Below are 21,126 nucleotides of genomic sequence, written 5' to 3' on the forward strand. Positions count from 1 at the left end.
AATAAATCCAAAAATCAGGAGTGAGACCTAATGACTTCAATATCCGGTGGTAGCGATTTTAGTAACCTCAAAGACAAGCTCGTTAACTATTTTTCTGATAATAATAACCATGCAGATAAGGACTCTAAACATATTTCTAACGAAGACCTCAAAAAGGCACTTAAACCGGAGAGTAAGCTGGATTTAGAAGCAAAAGTGTTTCTACAATCCTTAGTTGATAATCCGAATGGTTATGACGTTATTAAAAATATTACCAAAGAGAGTCAGTTTTTTTTGTTTAACTGGAATGATAAAGAAATATCCCTTGAGGACCTTGCACAGATAGACAAGGTTGCTGCCCAGTTAATCCCGAGTGACAAGAGACAAAAAGAGCTACTGGACAAAGAAATAATCAAGCATTCTCCTGCGCAGCAGCTATCATTGCGCTTAGCAAAGGATCAAATGGGTAGCAATTTCTATGATGCTTACCAAGAATACAAAACAAGAAACTTTGAATTCAAGAAAGATGCCAATAACAATTTTAAGGTTATTATTAAAGATAAAATCACCAATAAACAATTGTCTGTCATTGATGTCGATGATAACAATAAATTGTACCTAGATCAAAATCCCGGACTGAAGCTAGCTCTCTCGATGTATTATGGAGCATCGGGTAGCCTTCTTTCTAAATCAAATTTGAACAAAGAAGATCTCCGTATACTGGTATCGGAAAAATTGAACCAAGATAATGTCGCTATGACTGCCATGAGGAAATTGACCCAGGATAAAATGCAGGAATATGCCTCCCTTATGAGCAAATTGACTGATAATAGTGATATTGGATTTGCTGGAGCAGATTTTGCTATCGATAGTGATAAAAAGAAAATTGTAGTCAGATACAGGTACAATGAAATGTCTAATGGGAAAGCGCTCACCAGTGATGGAAAGCCCATTACGAAGGAGACAATGGTAGTACTAACGGAAAATGATTCAAATGGGGTTACCCCGGGTAATAATTTACAGCTATATCAAGGCTTTATTTTTTATATGGCGAGTAATGGTGTTTCTGAAGAAAAGATTATAGCAGCTCTTCAGGATAAAAGGATTACCTACCAAGAGGTTACAACTCTGATAAACGAAAGCAAGAGCACAACCACGATTAGTGATTCAGATATTGACTATTATTATGATTATTCCCAGAGCCACAATCCAGAAATGATCCCCCAAGAAGATTTTCTTAATATGGCAAAGTCAAGTCCTCTTGCAGAGTTTTTACGTAATGATAAGAACAATAGATGGTCATTTACTGATGAAACAAAAACTCCATTTCAGGTTGATGCAAATTTAATGTCGTTTTTACTGGAATACTTTGAAAAAAGTGCTCAAGGAAGTGAACAATCGGCAAAAAATATCCGTGAAGCACTGTTTAACGGGAAAGATGCTATCAGAAACCTGAATGCTGAAGATATTCAGAAGTTCATAGTATTTTTGTGGTTACCAAGAGACTCTGAAGCGAGTAAAGACTTTTATACTATTGCTAAGAATTATATGGAGCAGGCTGGTGAGTCAAAAAACTCTACTATGATGAACACTAATTATGTCGATAGATCTTTTAATATTAACTATCTTTCCAATAATGGAACGCTGGATGCCGATCATATTGTTGTTTCGGAATGTACAAAAGCCGATCTTATGGAGTTTCTTGAGGCCAAGGAGAAGGCACAACAGAACAGTGAGACTGGTGAGGTTAAAGATAAGGACCTCGTAAAGATGAAGGAAACTATAGGAGATATGGGTGATGCATCTGCTAAGAGCATTCTTAGTGATTATAGTGCTAATCTTGCAAAAAAAGATCCTGATGCCAAATCTTATCTTGATATGCCAAAAGCTATTTATGCCAAATATGACTATGAGATGAAAAGCTGGATGTCACTTCATGGTCAGAATGAAGATTGGATGGTTGGATTTAATTATTACTGTGCAAAAAAGATTAATGCTGGTGGTGAGGTAGATCGCTTTATTACAGTAGAAGACCTCAATAAGTTCTATACTGAAATCCATTCAATGGCGATTGACCCTAAATCAACTAATGGAAACGTGGTTTTCAAAAAAGGATATGAGGGCTATGGGCAGATCCTCGATGACATTACTGTTCTGTTAGACGATGTGGAAAAGAATGGTATTACGGAATCCAACAAGAATTCCTTGGAATCCAATCACAAGTCTGCGGTAGAGTATATCCGGAAATATATTACAATGAAGGCGCTCCAAGCTCCCGATCCAGCATTGAAGAGACAGGAGCATTGGATACCGGCAATCGGCAGTTTTGTTAAAGGGGTCGTTGTCGAGCCCTTTAAGATTATGGCTGTAATGCCAGGCCAGTATTATCAGACTGCTTCAGTTAATAAGCTGAATGACCTGAAAAAATATGTTCTTTTTCCAGATCGTTATTTATTAACAATTGCCCTCAAAACAGATTCACTTAAAGGTGATCCCACAAGTTTAGCGACACATCTGGAGAGTATTCAGTCAGAGTTTAATACCACGATATTTAATACCGAGATTAAGCAATTGCGTGAGGGGAAACAAGTTGATGTTCACGAAAAAATGACGACTTTTTGCCGTGAACGCTTGAAGGCATTTGATGCTGCTGGATTTAGTTGGCTTAAGTCAACAGATTTTGATCAGTATTACCAGGAAGGTTTGAAGAATAGGGATAAGCTAAAGAGTTACGAAGATTTTTTTAACCCCGCCAAAGCCACTGTCGCAGGAGAGTTTCTTGATAGGATGGCGCAAGCTATGGAAAAACGGGATGTTTTTCGCAGCAGTAGCGATTTTGGCGCAAATGTTCTTGGAGAAATGGCTTCGGTAGTTAATCATGCGGCAGATGGTTTTATTCTTGACGATGCATTTGATGGTAAACGGCTGGATTATAATCGGCTACCTGAATATATTCGGGAATATGCCAAAGAATCCGGCGGGTTTGAAAAGGTTCCTGCCTGGAAACAAGAAATTGGTACAAACATATTTCATATCAAACCTGAAGACCTTGATAATACGAGTGCCTTAAAGGTTAAACAGTTGCTTGGGCAATTCGTTGGAGAAATGGATAATGGCTTTTCTTATGGAGAAAATCCATTGGCAATGGATAACTTTGAACGTGAATATAACAAGAAATACTGGAGAGGGATTGCTTTCGATCAAAAATCAAATATTGGATATTCCGTCAAAAGTGTAATCTTGAAAAAATATAGCGATAGTCTTTCTGGTGCCCCTGTCTCAGAAGACAAACTGTCCATCTCAGAAAAAAATAGTGATGAATTTGATATTCAAAAGATCAACCTCAATGGATTGTCTAAAGAAGAACTGTTGCAAGTTGATGCGCTTATGAAAAAGAAATATGTGCAGATGGGCACGGAAGGAATAATCCAGAACATGAGTCGGCAGGGTATTCATAACTTGATGGTACGAGAGGAACAGAATAATGGAGTAGCGATCGTATCGTATGTTAATTCTTCTGATCCTAAGCATAAGGACAATGAAACTGTTAAGCCCTCCATTGTGGTAACTGATTTGTTTTTGCAAGATAAACTGCAATTAGATTCGATGCATACGTCCTTTGAACAGCAGCGAACTATCTTAGATCTGAAAAAACAGTTTCTTGCTGGGAAGATCAAGAAGGATCAGTTGGCTGATTCTTTAAAGAAAGCCCTGGTTGATCGTACACTATCATTTGCAAACTATGGAGGTATTGGTGGCAATTCTGACGAAGATATGGATCCATGGGCATTAGGATTTTTGCCTACAAATATCAAGGATCAAAAAAGTTTTATTGAGCAGGCCGCATCTGGTTTGGAGTCCGAGAAAGATATCATAGTGCTTGATGGTAATCTGTCTAAAAATAAGAATACTCTTGGCGGAAAAATAGTGAAAGGCGTTGCTGATACTGCGCAGAAGGTATGTGGCAGTGATCCTGAGTTTCAGGTAAAGATGAGCATGTTAACAAATGAATTCCAGTCATTGGATGGAAGTCAAATATCTTCAATGCGAATTTCCACTGATTACGATTCAATCAAGGTTGGTAATCTTGATGCTACCGAGGGGAATGATTCGGAGTTCTTAGGGAAGACTTTTAACACAGTTGAAGACGCGATAGAAGGTATCTTTATTGTTGATCAACTTAAAAGTGCTGGTAAAACTATTTCAAGTGATATGAAGGATTTAGCGAATGTTAACACTCTGATTGACAGAGCAACAGCAGCTATAGAGGCCGGAAAAGACCCGGAAGAGATTCTGTCTCTAGTAGAAAGAGGTGCTAAGGAGTTCTTTATCGGCCGTGAAATGATGAAAGACCTTATCGATCTAGTTATTGCCAAGTCATGGATCGATTGGTTCGTTTCAGTCGGTGGAGCTGGTGGGGAAGGCGGAGTCGAAAATAAGTTTGTCCATGATGATGGCATGTTGGGAACTTTTTATAAACAGGCAAATGTTCCAGGGCTTCTCAAGCCGATGCTGACATCAAAAATGTTCCAGTTATTTGTAATGCCTTACTATACCTATCCGGCAAAGAAGTTTGAGGAAGGGGATTACTGGGGCGCAATGTTTGCTATGTGGGGTACTAATCAGATCGCCGCTGAGCATGGTATGTGGGGTAAAACAGGAAATACTCTGGATAAATCATATCGAGGCTTACGATTGCCTGCTCAATTTACTCAAGAGTTTATGACTAATTTTCGTCAGAATAGGAGCTTTATCTCAGATTTTGGTGCAGCCTACCGGTCTACCCTTAAAGGTGACGGATCTCGTATGGCAACTATGATGCAAGAGCCTTTTTATGCAAAGAAGATTGCTAATCTTAGTTATAAGATTGATGGGTTTAGTAAGGTCCATCCTAAATTAGCCGGAGGGTTTAAGTCGTTTTGGCTTCCGGTTAAACAGCTTGGGGAACAGGTATCAAAAAACCCCCAGATGCGCCAGAATTATGTTACACGTGCTGTGGCCAATACCTTTCGCCGCGCAGATCGCGGTATTGAGGTTGTCGCAGATGGCGCGGCGCAATTTCCAGAGGAAATGGTTAAAGCTGGATTTCGAGCATTACGGAATCCTAGTAGGGTGATAAGTGCATTGCACAATCGAGGGGCGTATGTTCCGTTTCTGAACAAGCTATCTATGTTCCAGAATGCTTCCGGTCAACAGAATAATAATTCTAAACCAGCTATTTATGATAATTTGCTCCAGATGGCTTTTGGTGGGAATGATTCGATTGTCGCATCTGATCTAGCCACTAATATGCGAAAGATGCTATTCAGTCAGGTCGCAGATAGCAATCCGGAATTGAACAATGATAAGGAAAAAATGAAAGAGGTTCAGAATAAGATTGATGAAGCTATCTTTGGATTGAAGGTGAATGATTCCAAAGAACTTGGCGCTATCTGTAAAGAAAATAAGCTTGACTCGAAAAAACTTATTGCAGAGTTGGAGAGCAAGGGGGTGCTCAAGGATGGTTATATAGCCATTTCTGATGAGACGACTATTTTTACCCATATCGATGACTACCTTAAGTCCATTTATAATAATGCAGATGCGAATAAAGTTATGGAGGCTGTTAAACAGGCAACTGCTCCAGTTAATCTGTCTGATCCTATTCTTTTACAGGATCCCGAGAAAATGCTTGGCGAATGTGAAAAAGCTGTGCGGGCAAAGCTGGGTAGTGTTGATCTCGATGGGAATGGCAAGATGCTCCAGCTTGACGGTGCATTGTTAACGGTAAAAAACCATTTTATGGAGAACACAAGTGTTACGTCTCAAATAAAAGATTGTGCGAAAGGTAAAATTCAAAGTGTCGTAAAAAATAAATTTTACAACGATATTTTAGCTGATGTGAAAAATGGACTGCTCGCGAAGGAACATGCAAATGCAGAGAAGCAAGTACTCGGATTTTTGGGAGATCCAGGTGCACAGCGAATCGTGGAAGATACAATCAAGGAGAGTATCGACGAGATTATCAAAGAGCGATCTCCGGAGATTGATAGAATAGTTAATGAGCTCATCAATATAGAGTTTATGAAAGTCGCTGGCACCCTAGGTTATGTCGATAAATCAGCAATACCAGACTTTAATCAGCATAAAACTTCGTTTGAAATAATTTTTAATGATATTAATGCTGAGCAACTCGAATTTAAAGAGACTATAACGGACCAGGATATCAAAGATTTGAGATTGCCTGAAGAGGTAACCAAGCAGCTTCTTGATAACAGGCTATCAGAACACTTACTAAAAGATCCTGTTAAGGCTAATGCGTTTAAACAAGGAATAGCTACGAGAATACAAGAACGTATCGGCAAGTATTTTGGATCAAATGCAGGAGTGATAATGACAGTTCCTAAAGGAGCATTTGCCGACGAGTCAATTGAAGAGATCAAAAAATTGGGTGGCATTATAGATGAAGTTAAAACTGAAGCGCGTGAGCGAACAGTGAATAACGTTGAAAATAATCTGAAGGCACGGTTGGCTGATAAACGGGGATATCGTTTAGATGGCGAACTCAAGAAAATTATCGGTAACGATGCGATAAAATACTGTTCAGATTTGGACGATGTTCAAAAATATGAACTTTATAAAGAGCTGCAAAGCACCGTTGATAATCTCAAAAATACCACTGATATGTTAGTCAACGATACGAACGCTTTATTCTCTTATACCTTGAATCAACAACTGAGGGGGCTTGAGAATGCTGATATTAATAATATCAAGCAAGTCAGCTCAGATGTTGTTACAAAGGTGAACAAACAAATTGATGATATTAAGAATAACAAAGATATTGATGATTATACCAGGCAAAAATTACTTGAAAAAATGCAAAAGGTAGCTGATATTACGAATACCCTTGATGCGGTAAAAACTGTCGGTGATGGTGCCTCTGCCAAAAACCTCGTCATCGATGCAGTTACCAATCTAGAAGGGGTTAAGGATTATCTTTCTACTTTTGATAATGATATTTCTTCCAAATTATCCGAGATGTTGAAGAGTCCTGACAAACGAACAACGTTCCTGAGACCTAAGTTTTTAGAGAAAGCTCAATCACTAACTAAATCTAATACTGATCTGAGGAATACCTTATCCGATGTTGAAAAAAGCATAATGAGTGATACCGGAAGAACCACAGAAGTATCCATGATTCTTGATAAGGCCAATACTATGGTTGATGATGTTGTAGAGAAGAAGTTACTAGCGCTAGAGACCAAGCCAGTTGACGAGATCAAGATAGTTGCTGAGGAGATTATAACTGACCTCAATAAGTCCATAGACGAAATCAAAAATAACACTGTGATTGATGAATATACCAAACAGAAATTGCTAGAGAAAATGGAAAAGATCACAGATATTACAAATACGTTGGATGGACTCAAGACAGTCCCCGATACCGATGTTGCCAAAATAACCGAGATTATAACAACTGCCAGGAACGGCCTCTCCAAGTTGCAGGCTGGAACGAGCAGCCGTAAAATGCTTAGGGGGGTTATCTCTGGCCGTGATACATACCAACGCTCTCCAATGACGACGATAGATGATAAGATACTTGCCTATAGTTCGGTTGAACGAGGTGATTTGGCTAAACAGATTACTATACTTAACAAAAAATATGGAGTCAAAACAGAAGAGATTATTAAGATTATAAATAATAATAAAGATAAGATAAAGAGTTATGGTGATTTTATTACAATTATCGAGAATAATCTGAAAACTGCTTATAACTCTGATTCAGTACAAGGTCCTGATCCTGATCCGAATAGTACCCCCAAAGCTAAGTCTGTATATACAGATGAAACTAAGTTTAGAAGGATGAGTCAAGATCTGCAAGATCCTGGCAAGTTAAAACAATACTACGAGAACAATTCTGAAAAACTGAAGCAGTTCTGGAATAGCGAAACTATGCAGAAAATACGCGAGAAAGTTAGGAAATCTAACAATCAGGATGGTTTTGTTCGAATCGATTTATTGACTCTTGGTCTGAGCGAAGTTGATATCGCTGCGGTAAGTAAAGAAGCTGTGAAGACTTTTGGTGCCAATGGACGGGATGCGGCTGTAATATTTGGTGCTATTATGCTTGAAAAAGCTATAAAAGGTGAAGACCCAGATTGGGAGTCAGTCATAGGAACCGCTGCTGATGAGCAATTCCTTACGGGGATACTTTTTTCATACAAGCAAAGAGCTGTCGGGAAACTGTTAGGGAGTGAATTTACGAACCAAACAGCTATAGGTGCAATTACGATCATGCATACTTTGCTCAAGGATGTGGCAGCAGCCAAGTCCAGTTCGGTCAGTGCTATGGCGAATAGTGAGATGTATAATCGAGCTAATTCACAGCAGAATGCGGCATTTAGTCAAATCCTGGATCAAGAGATACAGAGTGTCAAAGTTGATGATAAAGGTAATTGTTCCTATAAAGGAATTGTACTATCGTCCACTGAGATTGAACAAAGAATGAAGCAATTGTCTTCCCAAGCTACTAAGGATGGCAATGTTTCGGATAACGAAATGGCTTCGATGCTCAAAGGGAAAGTTATCTCTGACTGGGTCATGGGTGAGCTGTATAAGCAATACAATGTCGGCGCTCCGAGTGATAAAGATAAATACACCACCTTATCTGGTAACGTGGAAGAACTCATGGGGGGATATGTTCAGAACCAATATGTAAATTCATTAATAAATGGTAACGATCTCTCTCAATATATTCAGTTTGAAGATTACGCCTTGTTATGCCAACCTACCATGGACGCTGACAAAGCTGTCACAGAGTTTGTAGAAAACAATTTCCAGGCAGACCCGGCAAAGGATAAGATCAAAGAGGGCTTACTAGCAAACGTCAATGCACTGCGCGAGAACCTTGCTAAGGTTTACCAGCAGACTTCCCAATTAGTATCCTCTTACCAGAATAAAGAATCAAAAGTTAGTTCAGAGTTGGTTCCTGCGATCAATAAACTACTTGGTTTTGATGCTATATCTGCTGAGACTCTATTGGATAAAGCAAAATCAAATAATCTACGCTGTAAAATAACTCCGGTTAAGACAGACGTAGAATATCACCAGCCTACGAAGGCTCAAATAAATGAATATACCCAGAATTCACTTCAACAATTTCAGAAAATATCAGAAAATACTAAAGGCAAATCAAAAGTCTATATAGACAAGAGAATTACAGAACTTAACAATTTGATCGCTTTGATAGATAAGTCTTCTGATCAAGATGTTGTAAAAGTCCTTGAGCAGAATAAACAGTTATTATTTGGAGATAATGCTTCGTTGAACAAGCTCTATAATAATAATATTTCTTATGACGTCCAGGATGTATTATTTGAGATAGCAAGAAATAATGTTATGAAAGAATTCAGCGGTAAACAACCACCAGTATATCCGGTAGTTGTTTTTAAAGAAGAGGTAGACTACTTTAAAAAGACCCATAGCCTTGAGCTTGAGAAAGCTGCTCAGGCGAAAATGGGTGGTGATTATAGTGTTGGTAAACAAGTTTTTATCAGCAGTGTTTCTTTTGGGAGTATGACCTCAGTCAGTTCCCTTGGGAATAAGTTGCGAAAATCAGAGGGCTCATTTGCAGGAGTGAAACATGGCCTCGGTTGGACTTCGATCGTTTCAATTCCGGTTATAGCTATGGCCTCGACTAGAATGGGTGATGCAGCTTATGAGTGGGGATATGATGTAAATGGCAAAAAATATAAGCCGGTAAAAGCGATTGGTGAAAATGTGCTTGCACCCTTTGCTAACTCGTTTGCGCCAGTTGCCTATGCATTGCCGAGTACTTATTTTCAGGATCGATTGGAAAAATCTTTAGAAGGTGGGACCAATAAGCTGCTTGGCAATTTTGTTAACACAGAAAAGGAGACAACTCAGGATATCGTGAAGATTGCCAGCAAGACGGTTGCAATGGGTATTGGCGTTACCGCAGATTATGTTACTTGGAAAAAAGTGATTAAACCAATGATAGAGAGAGATGCCGTAAAATTGGAGAATGGAAATAAACTATCCATGAACAAATTGATCAAGGATGCTGGTGCAGGAATAATCGATGACGCTATTGATCTAGGTAATGGAAAAATAAAAGTAACAATTTCTGAAAAAATGAAGACTGAGCTTGGTCTGAAAGAGAACTTTATCGAATGTGATGCTAACGATGTTAAAAATGCGGTGAAAGGAAAAGAGAACAGTACCCTTTCTAAGCTTTTAGGCAACAAAAAAGCTCTTTTAGCCTTGACTGGAGTATTGGCATTAAAGAATATTATCTCTAATATAGGTGAGGAGAATTTTCTGGAAGAAGCTACTAAGGCTACCTCCGGTGAGATGGGTACGCTTGTGTACTATGCAGCGGCAGAACAGGCTGTTACCCGGATGGGAGTTAATGGTGCGGTTGAACTTGGAACAATTGGGAAAAATGCAGTTAAATTGTCAAAAGCTACTGCGATAGGTGCTATAGTTGCCGAATTGTCTGTTAGTCTTGTGGAAAATGCTCCAACTTTGCTTGGCGATGAAGCAAGTGTGACAAAACAACGCGCTGCCAAGGATATTCTTGGCGATGCGGCTACGGCTGGAACCGCTGTTGTTCTTACTGATATTACTCTAAGTGCATTAGGCTTAACCGCTGCAACCGGGGGAGCTGGCGCTCCAGTGGCTGCTGTTGTGATAGTTGGCGGTGTTGTATATGTTATCGCAAGCTCTGCATCTGGTTATGTTTATGAACACGCTGGGTTCAGAGAAAAAGATGATGAGAAAGAGATAAAGTGTGTTTTCCAAGAAAAGGGTGGTATAAATCTAAATATAACGAATCAATCTCGGGATAGCATGGGGGCAGATGTTATAAAGAGCCGCTATCCAGGGGTCGCAAATCTCAGAACCGCTCTCAAGGACAATAACATCGAATCTATTTTGCCTGATTCAATACCTGCACATCCCGAATATAATGGGCAAAAAGTACTCCCATATTTGCGGAGTCTGGGAATTACAAATATCACAGTTGATGATCTGTACGATGTGTCTCCTGATATGCTCATGGCAGTCGCTGATCAGGTTAAGGCATATAAAGAACAAAATGGTAATCCTAATGATATGAACCTCGAGATCAAATATAGTTCTATTGATAGTAGCTTAGGATTTAAGCAACTTGTCTATGACATCAAGATTAATGGTGTTGCTCAATCGCCCTTACGATTGAATGTTGGCAAGTCAAAAGACGATAAAGGAGATGACAGTACTCTTTCTGATGTGTTGGTCGACCGTGCAATTGTTGTAGATGGTAATCCGTTACCTAAGCTGGAGGTCGGTTCGGAAGAATGGAGAAAATGGGTTTTTGATATAGATAAATGTGGCGGGTGGTATAGTTTTGGTGAATATGAAAACATCAAAATGAGTTCAGCCGGGTATGAACTTATGACACAGCTTAATAAGCGCGGATATATGGATATAAATAAGCTCAACTTGTCCGCAGGCGCAAAAAAATGGTTACAGGAGAGCAATCGTTTCGAAACCATTGTGTCAGCACTAAGTAACTCTAAGGGAGGAATTGATGATCTCTTGAATACCTGGAGAGATGATAGTGATGTTGTTTCCTATGTCAATGAAGTCATAACTAGTGCCACAAAGAATTATATTCAAGACCAGAATTCCAAACAAAACTATACTATTGAGCAATTTGATGATGCCACAATGGAAGATGAATTCTTTAAGTGGAAACAATCAATTGATAAGAACTCTACTTCGGTGACGTTAACCGGTCTTGATAAGTTGTCGAATGAAGAGCAAGTACAGTATAAAAACTATCTTCAGGAATTAGAAACAATCCAGACGAAATGGCCGAAAGAAGTAAAACAGGCGATAGATGATCGCAGGATTCTCAATCAGCAGTTAGGCAGGGCTAATACAAACAATATTATTTGGCCATTAATCGAAGGGGATGTTACATCTTACTATAACGGTAACAAGTTCCAGGAAAAGTATTTGGAATTTAAACTTCGGCGTTTATATGAGTCAGATTTTGAACCGCAGAAGCCAGGGCAAAGTTATTTGAGGGCCGCTTCTGATTCTTCAGTAGATGCAATCAATAAGATAAATGCACTGTATGACAAAGGGTTCGGGGTTCATTCTTCCGAAGTTATCAAGATCGATGGTTTGAAACAACCGTTGCAGATGACCAGTAAGACTGAACTGAGCTCTAAAGTGTATACTGATTTCATGACTGCTTCGGATAGATCAATATTTGATCAATTTTGTAAAGATAACAATTTTAAGAAAAAGGATGATAATAAGTTTGAAGCTCCGTATGTTAAGGACTGGAAAATGGAGAATGGCAAACGGGTTCCTGTGATAGCCTACGCTGAAATGACGTTTGAGAATACTTATAGTTTATATTTACGTGATCTCTACGAGACAAATGTCCGAAAGGAATGGTTTGGATCGACAATATCTCTTAAAAAAGCTAGTACGGAAGAGCGCAAAGCATTTTTGAATTATTTCGTGCAAAATAACAAAGCATTCGTCAAATCGACGACGGAGTATTCCTCTACAGTAAGAAGTTCAGAGGCTGGCGCTATGACAATACAAAATGGAGTGAATCCTGGTAAGTTTTATATAGGGGTCGATACCATTGTGTCATTACATGATGGTGCGAAACACCTTCAGACTCTTGATGATATGTCCTTTCTAGCAATGAAATATAATATCGAGGAACTGCAACTGTGTGTCAATTTTAGGAAGGATCAGCTCAATTCGGTTCCTGATAATGTCGGTATCAATAAGCAGATGCAAGAATATTTTGAAAATGTAATATCTAAAGGGTTTAATAATGTGATAATTGAAGGTATTAAGAAGAGTAATAACAAAGAAATGATGGAATCCATTAATTTCCTTGACAAAAAAATTAAGATTAGCGATGATTTTTCTAACTGGAGCGTTGACGAAAAAGACAAATTTTATAAGGTTTTGTTCTATTGTGCATCCAAACAGCTATCTATGATCAAGGAAATGAACGGGACAGATGAAGATAAATCGGAACAGTTGTTGTATTTTAGTTTATATAACAAATAATTTAGGTGTAAAAAGGTGAAACTTACAAAAGTATCCTACGATAATATTACAGAAGATGAAATTATTCTAACGGATGGAGGCTGATGCCTATACAATCAATTGATATTTTTCTTACTATCATAGATTTGTAAAAAAATAAATTATATTAAAAAGGAGATAAAATATGAGAGCAGTAAATAGTGATATAAATTCAAGTTTTACAACAAATGTTAGAGCTAACGCAGTGAGAACAGATATGGCAACAAAGACTATTGGTGACGGTAATAAAATTACTGGAGCCGACGTTGCTGAAATGCAATTTAATATTTCTGCCACAAAGTCTGATGAAGAAATAAAGAACAGTTTGACCAACGTAAGTAATCCTACTACGGATGGTATACAGGCTGATAAGTAGATTGTTGTTATGAAGATAATAGGGCCTTCTCATTATTTGAGAAGGCTTGCTGTTATTTTTTGTTAAAAGCATTTGGTAAATAATACATATATTAGATTGGTGAAATATGTGTTTTTTTAAAAATATCAATACACCTGTTTCCATAAAAAATCATACCGAATGGAGTAGTATCTTGCAGAACTATTCGGATATGAAATCATTAAAAATGCATGTTGATCTTAAGAAATATCCTGATATCAAAGAAAAATATATTGAAGTAAGTAAAGTTTATGGTAAAGAGGCGGCACTTTTGTATTTTACAATGCTTCTTACATGGAAGAGTTATAATCTTGCCTATGAAAAGGGTGTGGCACTTCTTGACTATTTTGACAAAGTGAAATCTGAGATCGATCAATATTTAACCGATGAAAAGATCAATATTTCGCTCCCTTATAAGTACGTTTCGAATATCAGTTTTAACAAAAAGAATTTTTCAATCGATCAATATTATACCGAATCAATTTACTCATGTTTTGCAAGAGGGCTCTCTGCCGGGTTGCTAGGCGATTTTCTGGGAATTCCAATACGATTTCTGAGCATCTACAATTCTCAAAGAAAAGTCGAAGATGATCAGCATCATTTTGTTTTATATCTCGGACAGAACGATTCTGTTCAGGATATTTATAGTAAATGTAAATTGCTGGACATAAATGGCATTATAAAATCCTTAAAAAATAACGAGAGTGATGGCTGGGACATCGTTTCCGAAGCTCCGTTCGATGAGATTTTGTTGCAACTATGTATCAATGATCTTATTGTCCAGACAGAGTATAGAGCCGAAGAGAACGGCAAAGTAATCGACAAGTTGAGCCAAAAGAGCGAGGAAGAATTAGAGTGCTTGTTGACGCAGGTTGAAGAATTGCAAGATTATAGCAGTGATTGGCGATTACGTGTTACTGAGGCTAATATTCACGGTGTCTTTGCGAAGAGATATCGAGAGAAAGCAGAAGCCTATAAGCAGAATGCTAATACAATAATATCAAAATATACACATCAAGAGTCTTATCCTGAAATTATTGACGATATTAGCACCGCTTATCATCAGGGAAAGGTCAATCCTCAGGATTTATATTCAATAATCGAATCTCTTAATCAGGCTTATGAATTCTACGATAAGCGGTGGCAATGTTTAGGTTTTCGGGTTGTGCTTTTTGAACAAGTACCTGATACTGAAAATCTAAGGACGCAGATAGAGGTTGCCAAGGTTGCAATGCTCAAAGATGGAAATTTTATAGATGAAATAAAGTCAGCTCTTCAAAAGTTGTTAGATAATAGTATATAATAACATAGTAAGGATCTTGCAGTACCAAACTTAGTTACTTATAGGATAAAGGAGAAGTGATGACTGGAACTACTAAGAAGCAATCTGATGGATTAAAAGCTAAAAAAGAGCTTCAAGCTAAAATTAGAAAACTCTATTTCGACCCCCAACAAAGAAAAAGCCATAAGCTATTAATAAAAGTTTTGCAAGAGAATAGTATACCTAATGCGGACAGTATAGCTGAACGTTATCGTGAGAAATTAGAATCTGATATCAAACAAACAGTTGATCAACTTTGCGATCAACAGTACTTTATGATGGAGAAATCCGCTTACTGGGGTGAATATGGACAGCAACGTGTAATAATTGGGTATGCTCGTCTCAAACTCGGAATAGCTCCCGAACAAGAAATAACCCAGCGTGATATTGATAGCTTTCTCATGATGATGAATAAGCATGCCGAATATCGCAACATGACATTAAAGCAGATTGTTGCAGAAGAAGATGCGCTCGAATACAATGTTTTTGGCAAAAGTATTCTGAAAAATCGTGCAGACCTCCTTAATCGGGAATTAGCATATATAGGATCGAAATTGAGGATCGTAGTTGGTAAGTATGGTAAATATTGGAGCATTATATTTGGTGAAGCGAAGCCGATCAAAAAAGAGGGCTATGAACTGTATATGTTTGAGAAAGAGATATCCCGAACACCTTCTAATATAATGTCGATTGCAGCTGTTATTGGCGAACGAGATATTGGTATAAGAAAAGAAGCTTGTCGTCTCATTTTTGAGATGAAATGGAAAAAGATGTTTGATTATACCGACCGGGAAAAAGCCAAAATGTATAATAATGAGGCCGGAAATATCCGTGAGATGATAAAAGTTAGGGCGCTTGAGGCCTATAAAGTCAACAGTGCTGACGAGTTGGAGGCAAAGAAAGAGTTATTTATAGATGAGATGATAGAAGGAATTGTCTGGCATGAGTTTGGTCACGGTGTTTTTTTTAATGATGAATTGGATTTGGAGACTGCCGCGTTAAGCAAGTCATTTAATTATTTCGGAGAGAATATTGTTGGCATCCTGCATGAAGTCCTAGCTGATTGGGCTATTCGGACAGAAAAGCTGAAAGGTCCGATTCAACATTTTCTTGAAGTGGCATTACAAAAAGGCGATAGAGAGAAAGCCGATAGAATGCTTCTAGTTTACATGAGTGATAACTGGTTTCTTGATTATAAGGAAGAATTCTTAGGAAGTCAGACTGATCTCATGATTTCAATTCTTTGTCCTTTCCTGAGAGAAGATTGTCTTTTTGATTATAATGCCATGAACGAAGCTTTTACTTCTATTCATAATCTCATGATGGAAGAAAGTAATAAAATTATCGAAGAAGTAATTGGAATGGTAAGGAGAGCCGTATATCAGATAGGGAAAAATCGATTACATTATGAAGAATATATGAAGCATTATGCAGAGCACATGAAAAGCATTGCTAAAAAAGATGGCAATTCGGAAGGCTCTCTATCATATAAAACTACAAATTATAACAATATTTTCGGATTGACTAAGGATTATTCAAAGGACACATATCGTAATATTATCAACTACATTAAAGACCAAGATCTTGAAGTGAAAAGAAAATTACTCGTTTTACTTGACTCGGAGCAGGCTATGAAGTTTGGTTGTAACATTCGCGAGTATCTTTTCGAACAGATGAAAGAAAAAAGTTTCTATAAGGATGTTAATTCGCTTTCAGCAATGGATGGCATCAAAATGGCACTTGATGAGATCGGGGTTTTTGAAATAGAAAAAGAAAAGATATTAGAGCGCTTTCAAAACATCTATGAAGGTAAAGATAAGTACAATGTTACGGTTAACTATGATGATAGCTTTAACTTCTTTCATTGTGCGATCCAGGAAATGCTTATAGTAACCCAATTAGGTGAAATTGATAAAGAAATGATTGTAAAGAACGATAAGGTGCTGATTATGCAAAAAGGACAGGGACGAGCAAAGATGTCGGCTTCCCTTATCCAAGAGAAGATAGATGAACTTGCAGCTATGTTTAATGATAAAAAAGTTCTTAGCATTACAACGCTTAAAGTTAACACTGATCATGAAGAAATGGATGAGTGGTATAAGCTGCTAGCTCAAACAAAATTGAATGATGGTGGGCTTTTGATACAAAAAATAGACTATGTGACAGGTGAGCTGATGGATCATGATATTATGTTTAAAGTACAAATGCCTGTCGAATATGGATATATGTGTTTCAATACAGTGAATGCAATTGAGAGGATCAACGGACTATTGAAGGATGATCCTAAAGACAACCGCGTTATAGATAAATCATTTCTTGATTATATAACATTGGAATACAACAATACTTATTAATAATTGTATGGAATAGTTAATGGGCTGGCAATCAGCCAGCCTTCATATTTAATTAATAGACTGAAACTTATCCAGACGTTTTTGATGTCTGCCGCCTTCAAATGGTGTGTCAAGAAATGTTTGGACTATCTCGATAGCAAGTTCAGGGCTTGTAGTTCTTCCCCCAAGGCAGAGTATATTAGCATCGTTATGTTCTCTACTCATTTTTCCCATAATGGTAGACGTACATAATGCTGCCCTAATGCCGGTAACCTTGTTTGCCGCAATAGAAATACCAATTCCTGTACCGCAAATCAATATACCATAAGTATAGTTTTCGTTAATGACGGCAGAGGTAACTATTTTGGCGTAATCAGGGTAATCAACCGATTCAAGAGAGTAGCATCCAAAGTCCTCAACAGCATATTTTCTGTTGAGAAGATTGGCTTTCACAATCTCTTTTAGTTCATATCCGCCATGATCACAACCTAGAGCTATTTTCATTGTCATTCCTCGTTTGTTAAAGAATAAGTGTAAAAATATATTATCACAATGTTAATTGTTTTAAAAGTTAGTGGAAATTGATTGGTGGCTTCGACAAGCTCAGCAACCGGAGAGACACGACTGACCGGAGCGGCACGAACGTTCGGACCAATTTAGTACTTGAAGTGGTTTATTATTAGCTGTTTTTTTGGTAGTATGGTGTGACAGCTAAAGACATTAAGATATGGAGATTATAAATGAGTGAATTTATTGTCCGGTGCATTACCTCAGATTGTAAGGTTGCTTCTGGTATAGTCGAGAAAACGGTTGAACTATTCGATATGGGAGCTACGATTCCCTTTATTGCCCGTTATCGAAAAGAGCGGACTGGCGGGTTGGACGAAGTCCAGATACAGCAGATTAGCGAAAGATTGACCTACTATAGAGAGTTGCAAGATCGAAAAGGTACAGTCCTGAAAACAATAGAAGAGCAGGGGAAGCTGTCCGACGAGTTGAGGACCAGTATCACCAACTGCTCAGATAAACAAGAGTTGGAGGACATTTATTTGCCCTTCAAGCCCAAGCGGAAAACACGCGCTTCTATTGCTAAGGAGAGAGGGTTGCAACCTCTTGCGGACCTTTTAATCGCTCAACGGGCCGATATCAAAAACAAGAACGAAGTGTTAAGTCGATTTGTTGATCCTCAAAAAGGTATCGATACTATAGACCAGGCGCTTTCCGGTGCGCTTGACATTATTTCCCAGGATATTGCTGACAATGCCAATTATCGAGCATGGATCAGGAATAGTCTGTCGAATAGAGGGACACTCGTAAGCAAAGCAAAAAAAGAATGGGCAGAAAAAAGCTCAAAATTCGAAATGTATTATAATTTCTCTGAACTGCTGAAAAGATCTTCGGCCCATAGAATTCTGGCAATACGGAGAGGTGAGGCTGAAGGTGTTATCAAATGGAGCATTCACGCGGATAATGACCAGCTTTTGGCATATTTGGATTCACAGGTTATCAGGAATAAGACTTTTATCTTTTATAAAGAGCTGCTTACGGCAATTGAAGATAGTTATAAACGCTTGCTTTTTCCTGCACTGGAATCGGAGGTTTTTAATGCTAAATGTGTTGAGGCCGAGCGAGAATCTATTTCTGTTTTCAGCAAAAACTTAAAGAATGTATTACTTGCTCCTCCGGCAGGAGATAAGGTTATCATTGCGATAGATCCAGGCTTCAGGACCGGTTGTAAAGTTGCCGTTATTGATGGCACTGGTAAGTTTTTGACTAATACCACAATTTATCCTCACGAACCGCAAAATAAAAAAAATGAAGCAGAGAAACTACTGGCACAGCTTGTAGATCAATACAAAGTCGAAATAATCGCAATAGGAAATGGAACCGCTTCACGAGAGACCGATCAAATTGTTAGAGAGCTTATAAAAAACAAACAACTAGACCTGATATCTGTCGTTGTAAGTGAATCCGGGGCATCTGTTTATTCCGCTTCGGAGATTGCCAGGAAAGAGTTTCCTGATCTCGATTTGACTGTCCGTGGTGCAATCAGTATTGCCAGAAGGTTGCAGGATCCTTTGTCAGAATTAGTAAAAATTGATCCGAAGTCTATTGGTGTAGGACAGTATCAACACGATGTGAATCAGGCAGATCTGAAAAATGCCTTGGTTTTCATTACAGAGTTCTGCGTGAATCATGTAGGTGCTGATTTAAATACCGCCTCTCAATCCCTGTTAACGTATGTAGCCGGTATCGGGCCGGCAGTTGCAGCCAATATTGTAGAATATCGCAATCTCAATGGAGCTTTCAAGGGACGAAAAGAATTACTGAAAGTAGCCAAGTTGGGTCCCAAAATGTTTGAACAGTGTGCGGGTTTTTTGAAAATAAGAAATTCTAAAAATCCACTGGATAATTCTGCAATACACCCGGAATCTTATCACATCGTAGAGCGTATGGCAGAGAAGCTCGAATGCAAAGTAAAAGATCTTATCGGTAATGACAAGTTGCTTGGTTCCCTGCAATTATCTGATTTTGTAACTGAGGAGGTCGGCATTCCAACCCTTAGTGATATAGTTAACGAGCTAAAAAAACCAGGACTGGATCCTCGCGCCGAGTTCAGCTATGCAACATTCAGCGATACAATTAATGATATCTCTGATCTAAAGCCCGAAATGGTTCTTGAAGGGATTGTTACTAATGTTGCTAATTTTGGTGCTTTTGTTGATATCGGTGTTCATCAGGACGGCTTGGTGCATATCTCCAAGCTGAGTGACTCGTTTGTTCGTGATCCGCATGAAGTGGTGGCTGTTGGAGACAATGTAACTGTAAAAGTACTCGCAGTAGACACTAAACTGAAACGCATTAATCTGCAGTTGGTATCTTAGTATTTTAAGTGCCTCATCTCTGGAAAGTTAAGTGATAAGTTAACTTGAACAATATTAGCTGATTGGTTTCGTGATTATCTCTAATAAATAGCCAAAAATGTGTTAGTATCTTATTATCGATTTGATTGCTGAGTTAAATGTATAAAAAAAAGGAAATAGGAGTTAATAATGATTGAAATAGGCAATTACAGCAAACTAAAAGTAACGAAGATACTGGATTTCGGGGCCTATCTTGACACTGGCGATAATGAGGTCCTTTTGCCCATAAAAGAAGTCCCGAAAGATACAAAAGTAGGTGATGACTTACGGGTGTTCATTTATAAGGATTCAGAAAACAGGCTTATTGCTTCAACCAGAACACCCAAAATAAAAATCAATGAATTTTCTTATCTTGAAGTTAAGGATACCAATAAATACGGTGCTTTTGTAGATTGGGGAATGGATAACCAGCTTCTAGTTCCTTTTAGAGAACAGCCACATCCGCTTAAAAAAGGAAAAAGCTATGTAGCCATGCTTTATCTTGATCACGTGTCTGATCGTCTTGTTGCAACGACGAAAATAGACAAACATCTTATACACGAAGCAGAAAATATAAACGAAGGCGATGAGGTTGCCCTATTAATTTACGGTGAAATTGATATTGCGTTTAAAGTAATCATCAATCAAAAGTTTGCTGGATTGTTATATAAAAACGAAGTGTATCAGCCAGTCCGAATCGGTGACTCCTTAACCGGTTTTGTCAAGAAAATCCGGGATGATAGAAAGATTGACGTAACGTTGCGTCAGACCGGCATGGACGAGATACAAAAGAGTAAAGACACTATCCTTCAGACCTTGAATGAGAATAAAGGGTTCCTTCCGTTAACTGACAAGAGTGATCCGGAAGAAATCAAGAGATCCCTTCATATGAGCAAAAAAACGTTTAAGATGTGTATAGGGATAATGTACAAGGAACGTGTGATAGTACTAGGGGCTGATGGTATCAGACTGGCAGGTAAATAAAAAATAGGCTGTACATCAAAGATGGGGGAATTCCTGATAAGATATTAGTTAATCAGACTATATCAAGAAAGGAATTCCCTTATGGAAATAATAGCAGATCAACTT

The 21,126-nt window shown here is 38.2% G+C and carries 7 protein-coding genes; 6 read left to right on the forward strand and 1 reads right to left on the reverse strand.

Going from position 1 to position 21,126, the window contains the following annotated elements; translation table 11 throughout:
* The first annotated feature begins 30 nt into the window (after positions 1-30).
* The 4 genes from DKM50_01595 (at position 31) to DKM50_01610 (ending at position 17,155) form a co-directional block, all read left to right on the forward strand.
* Positions 31-13,068: a hypothetical protein gene (locus DKM50_01595; protein ID PZM83705.1), complete on the forward strand. Its 13,038-nt coding sequence runs from the start codon at positions 31-33 to the stop codon at positions 13,066-13,068.
* A 163-nt stretch (positions 13,069-13,231) separates the two neighbouring features.
* Positions 13,232-13,462, forward strand: a complete 231-nt coding sequence (locus DKM50_01600) for a hypothetical protein (GenBank protein PZM83706.1) — start codon at positions 13,232-13,234, stop codon at positions 13,460-13,462.
* A gap of 106 nt (positions 13,463-13,568) precedes the next feature.
* A complete protein-coding gene (locus DKM50_01605) occupies positions 13,569-14,783 on the forward strand; it encodes a hypothetical protein (protein ID PZM83707.1) in 1,215 nt (404 codons plus the stop codon).
* Between the two features lie 59 nt (positions 14,784-14,842).
* Positions 14,843-17,155 (forward strand): hypothetical protein, encoded by a 2,313-nt coding sequence (locus DKM50_01610; GenBank protein ID PZM83708.1) that lies wholly within the window; start codon positions 14,843-14,845, stop codon positions 17,153-17,155.
* Between the two features lie 48 nt (positions 17,156-17,203).
* On the opposite strand, the gene rpiB is transcribed toward DKM50_01610, so the two are convergent.
* The gene (rpiB, locus tag DKM50_01615; protein ID PZM83709.1) at positions 17,204-17,638 is read right to left on the reverse strand and encodes a ribose 5-phosphate isomerase B; all 435 of its coding nucleotides are present in this window, start codon (positions 17,636-17,638) and stop codon (positions 17,204-17,206) included.
* 236 nt (positions 17,639-17,874) lie between these two features.
* Here rpiB and DKM50_01620 point away from each other — a divergent pair, with 236 nt between their 5' ends.
* Both DKM50_01620 and DKM50_01625 read left to right on the forward strand, forming a co-directional pair.
* Entirely contained in the window at positions 17,875-20,019 is a 2,145-nt protein-coding gene (locus DKM50_01620) for an RNA-binding transcriptional accessory protein (GenBank protein ID PZM83710.1), read from the forward strand.
* A gap of 168 nt (positions 20,020-20,187) precedes the next feature.
* Positions 20,188-21,021 (forward strand): GntR family transcriptional regulator, encoded by an 834-nt coding sequence (locus tag DKM50_01625; protein ID PZM83711.1) that lies wholly within the window; start codon positions 20,188-20,190, stop codon positions 21,019-21,021.
* Positions 21,022-21,126: the final 105 nt, after the last annotated feature.

This window comes from Candidatus Margulisiibacteriota bacterium, assembly GCA_003242895.1.
Classification (GTDB): Bacteria; Margulisbacteria; Riflemargulisbacteria; order GWF2-39-127; family GWF2-39-127; genus GWF2-39-127.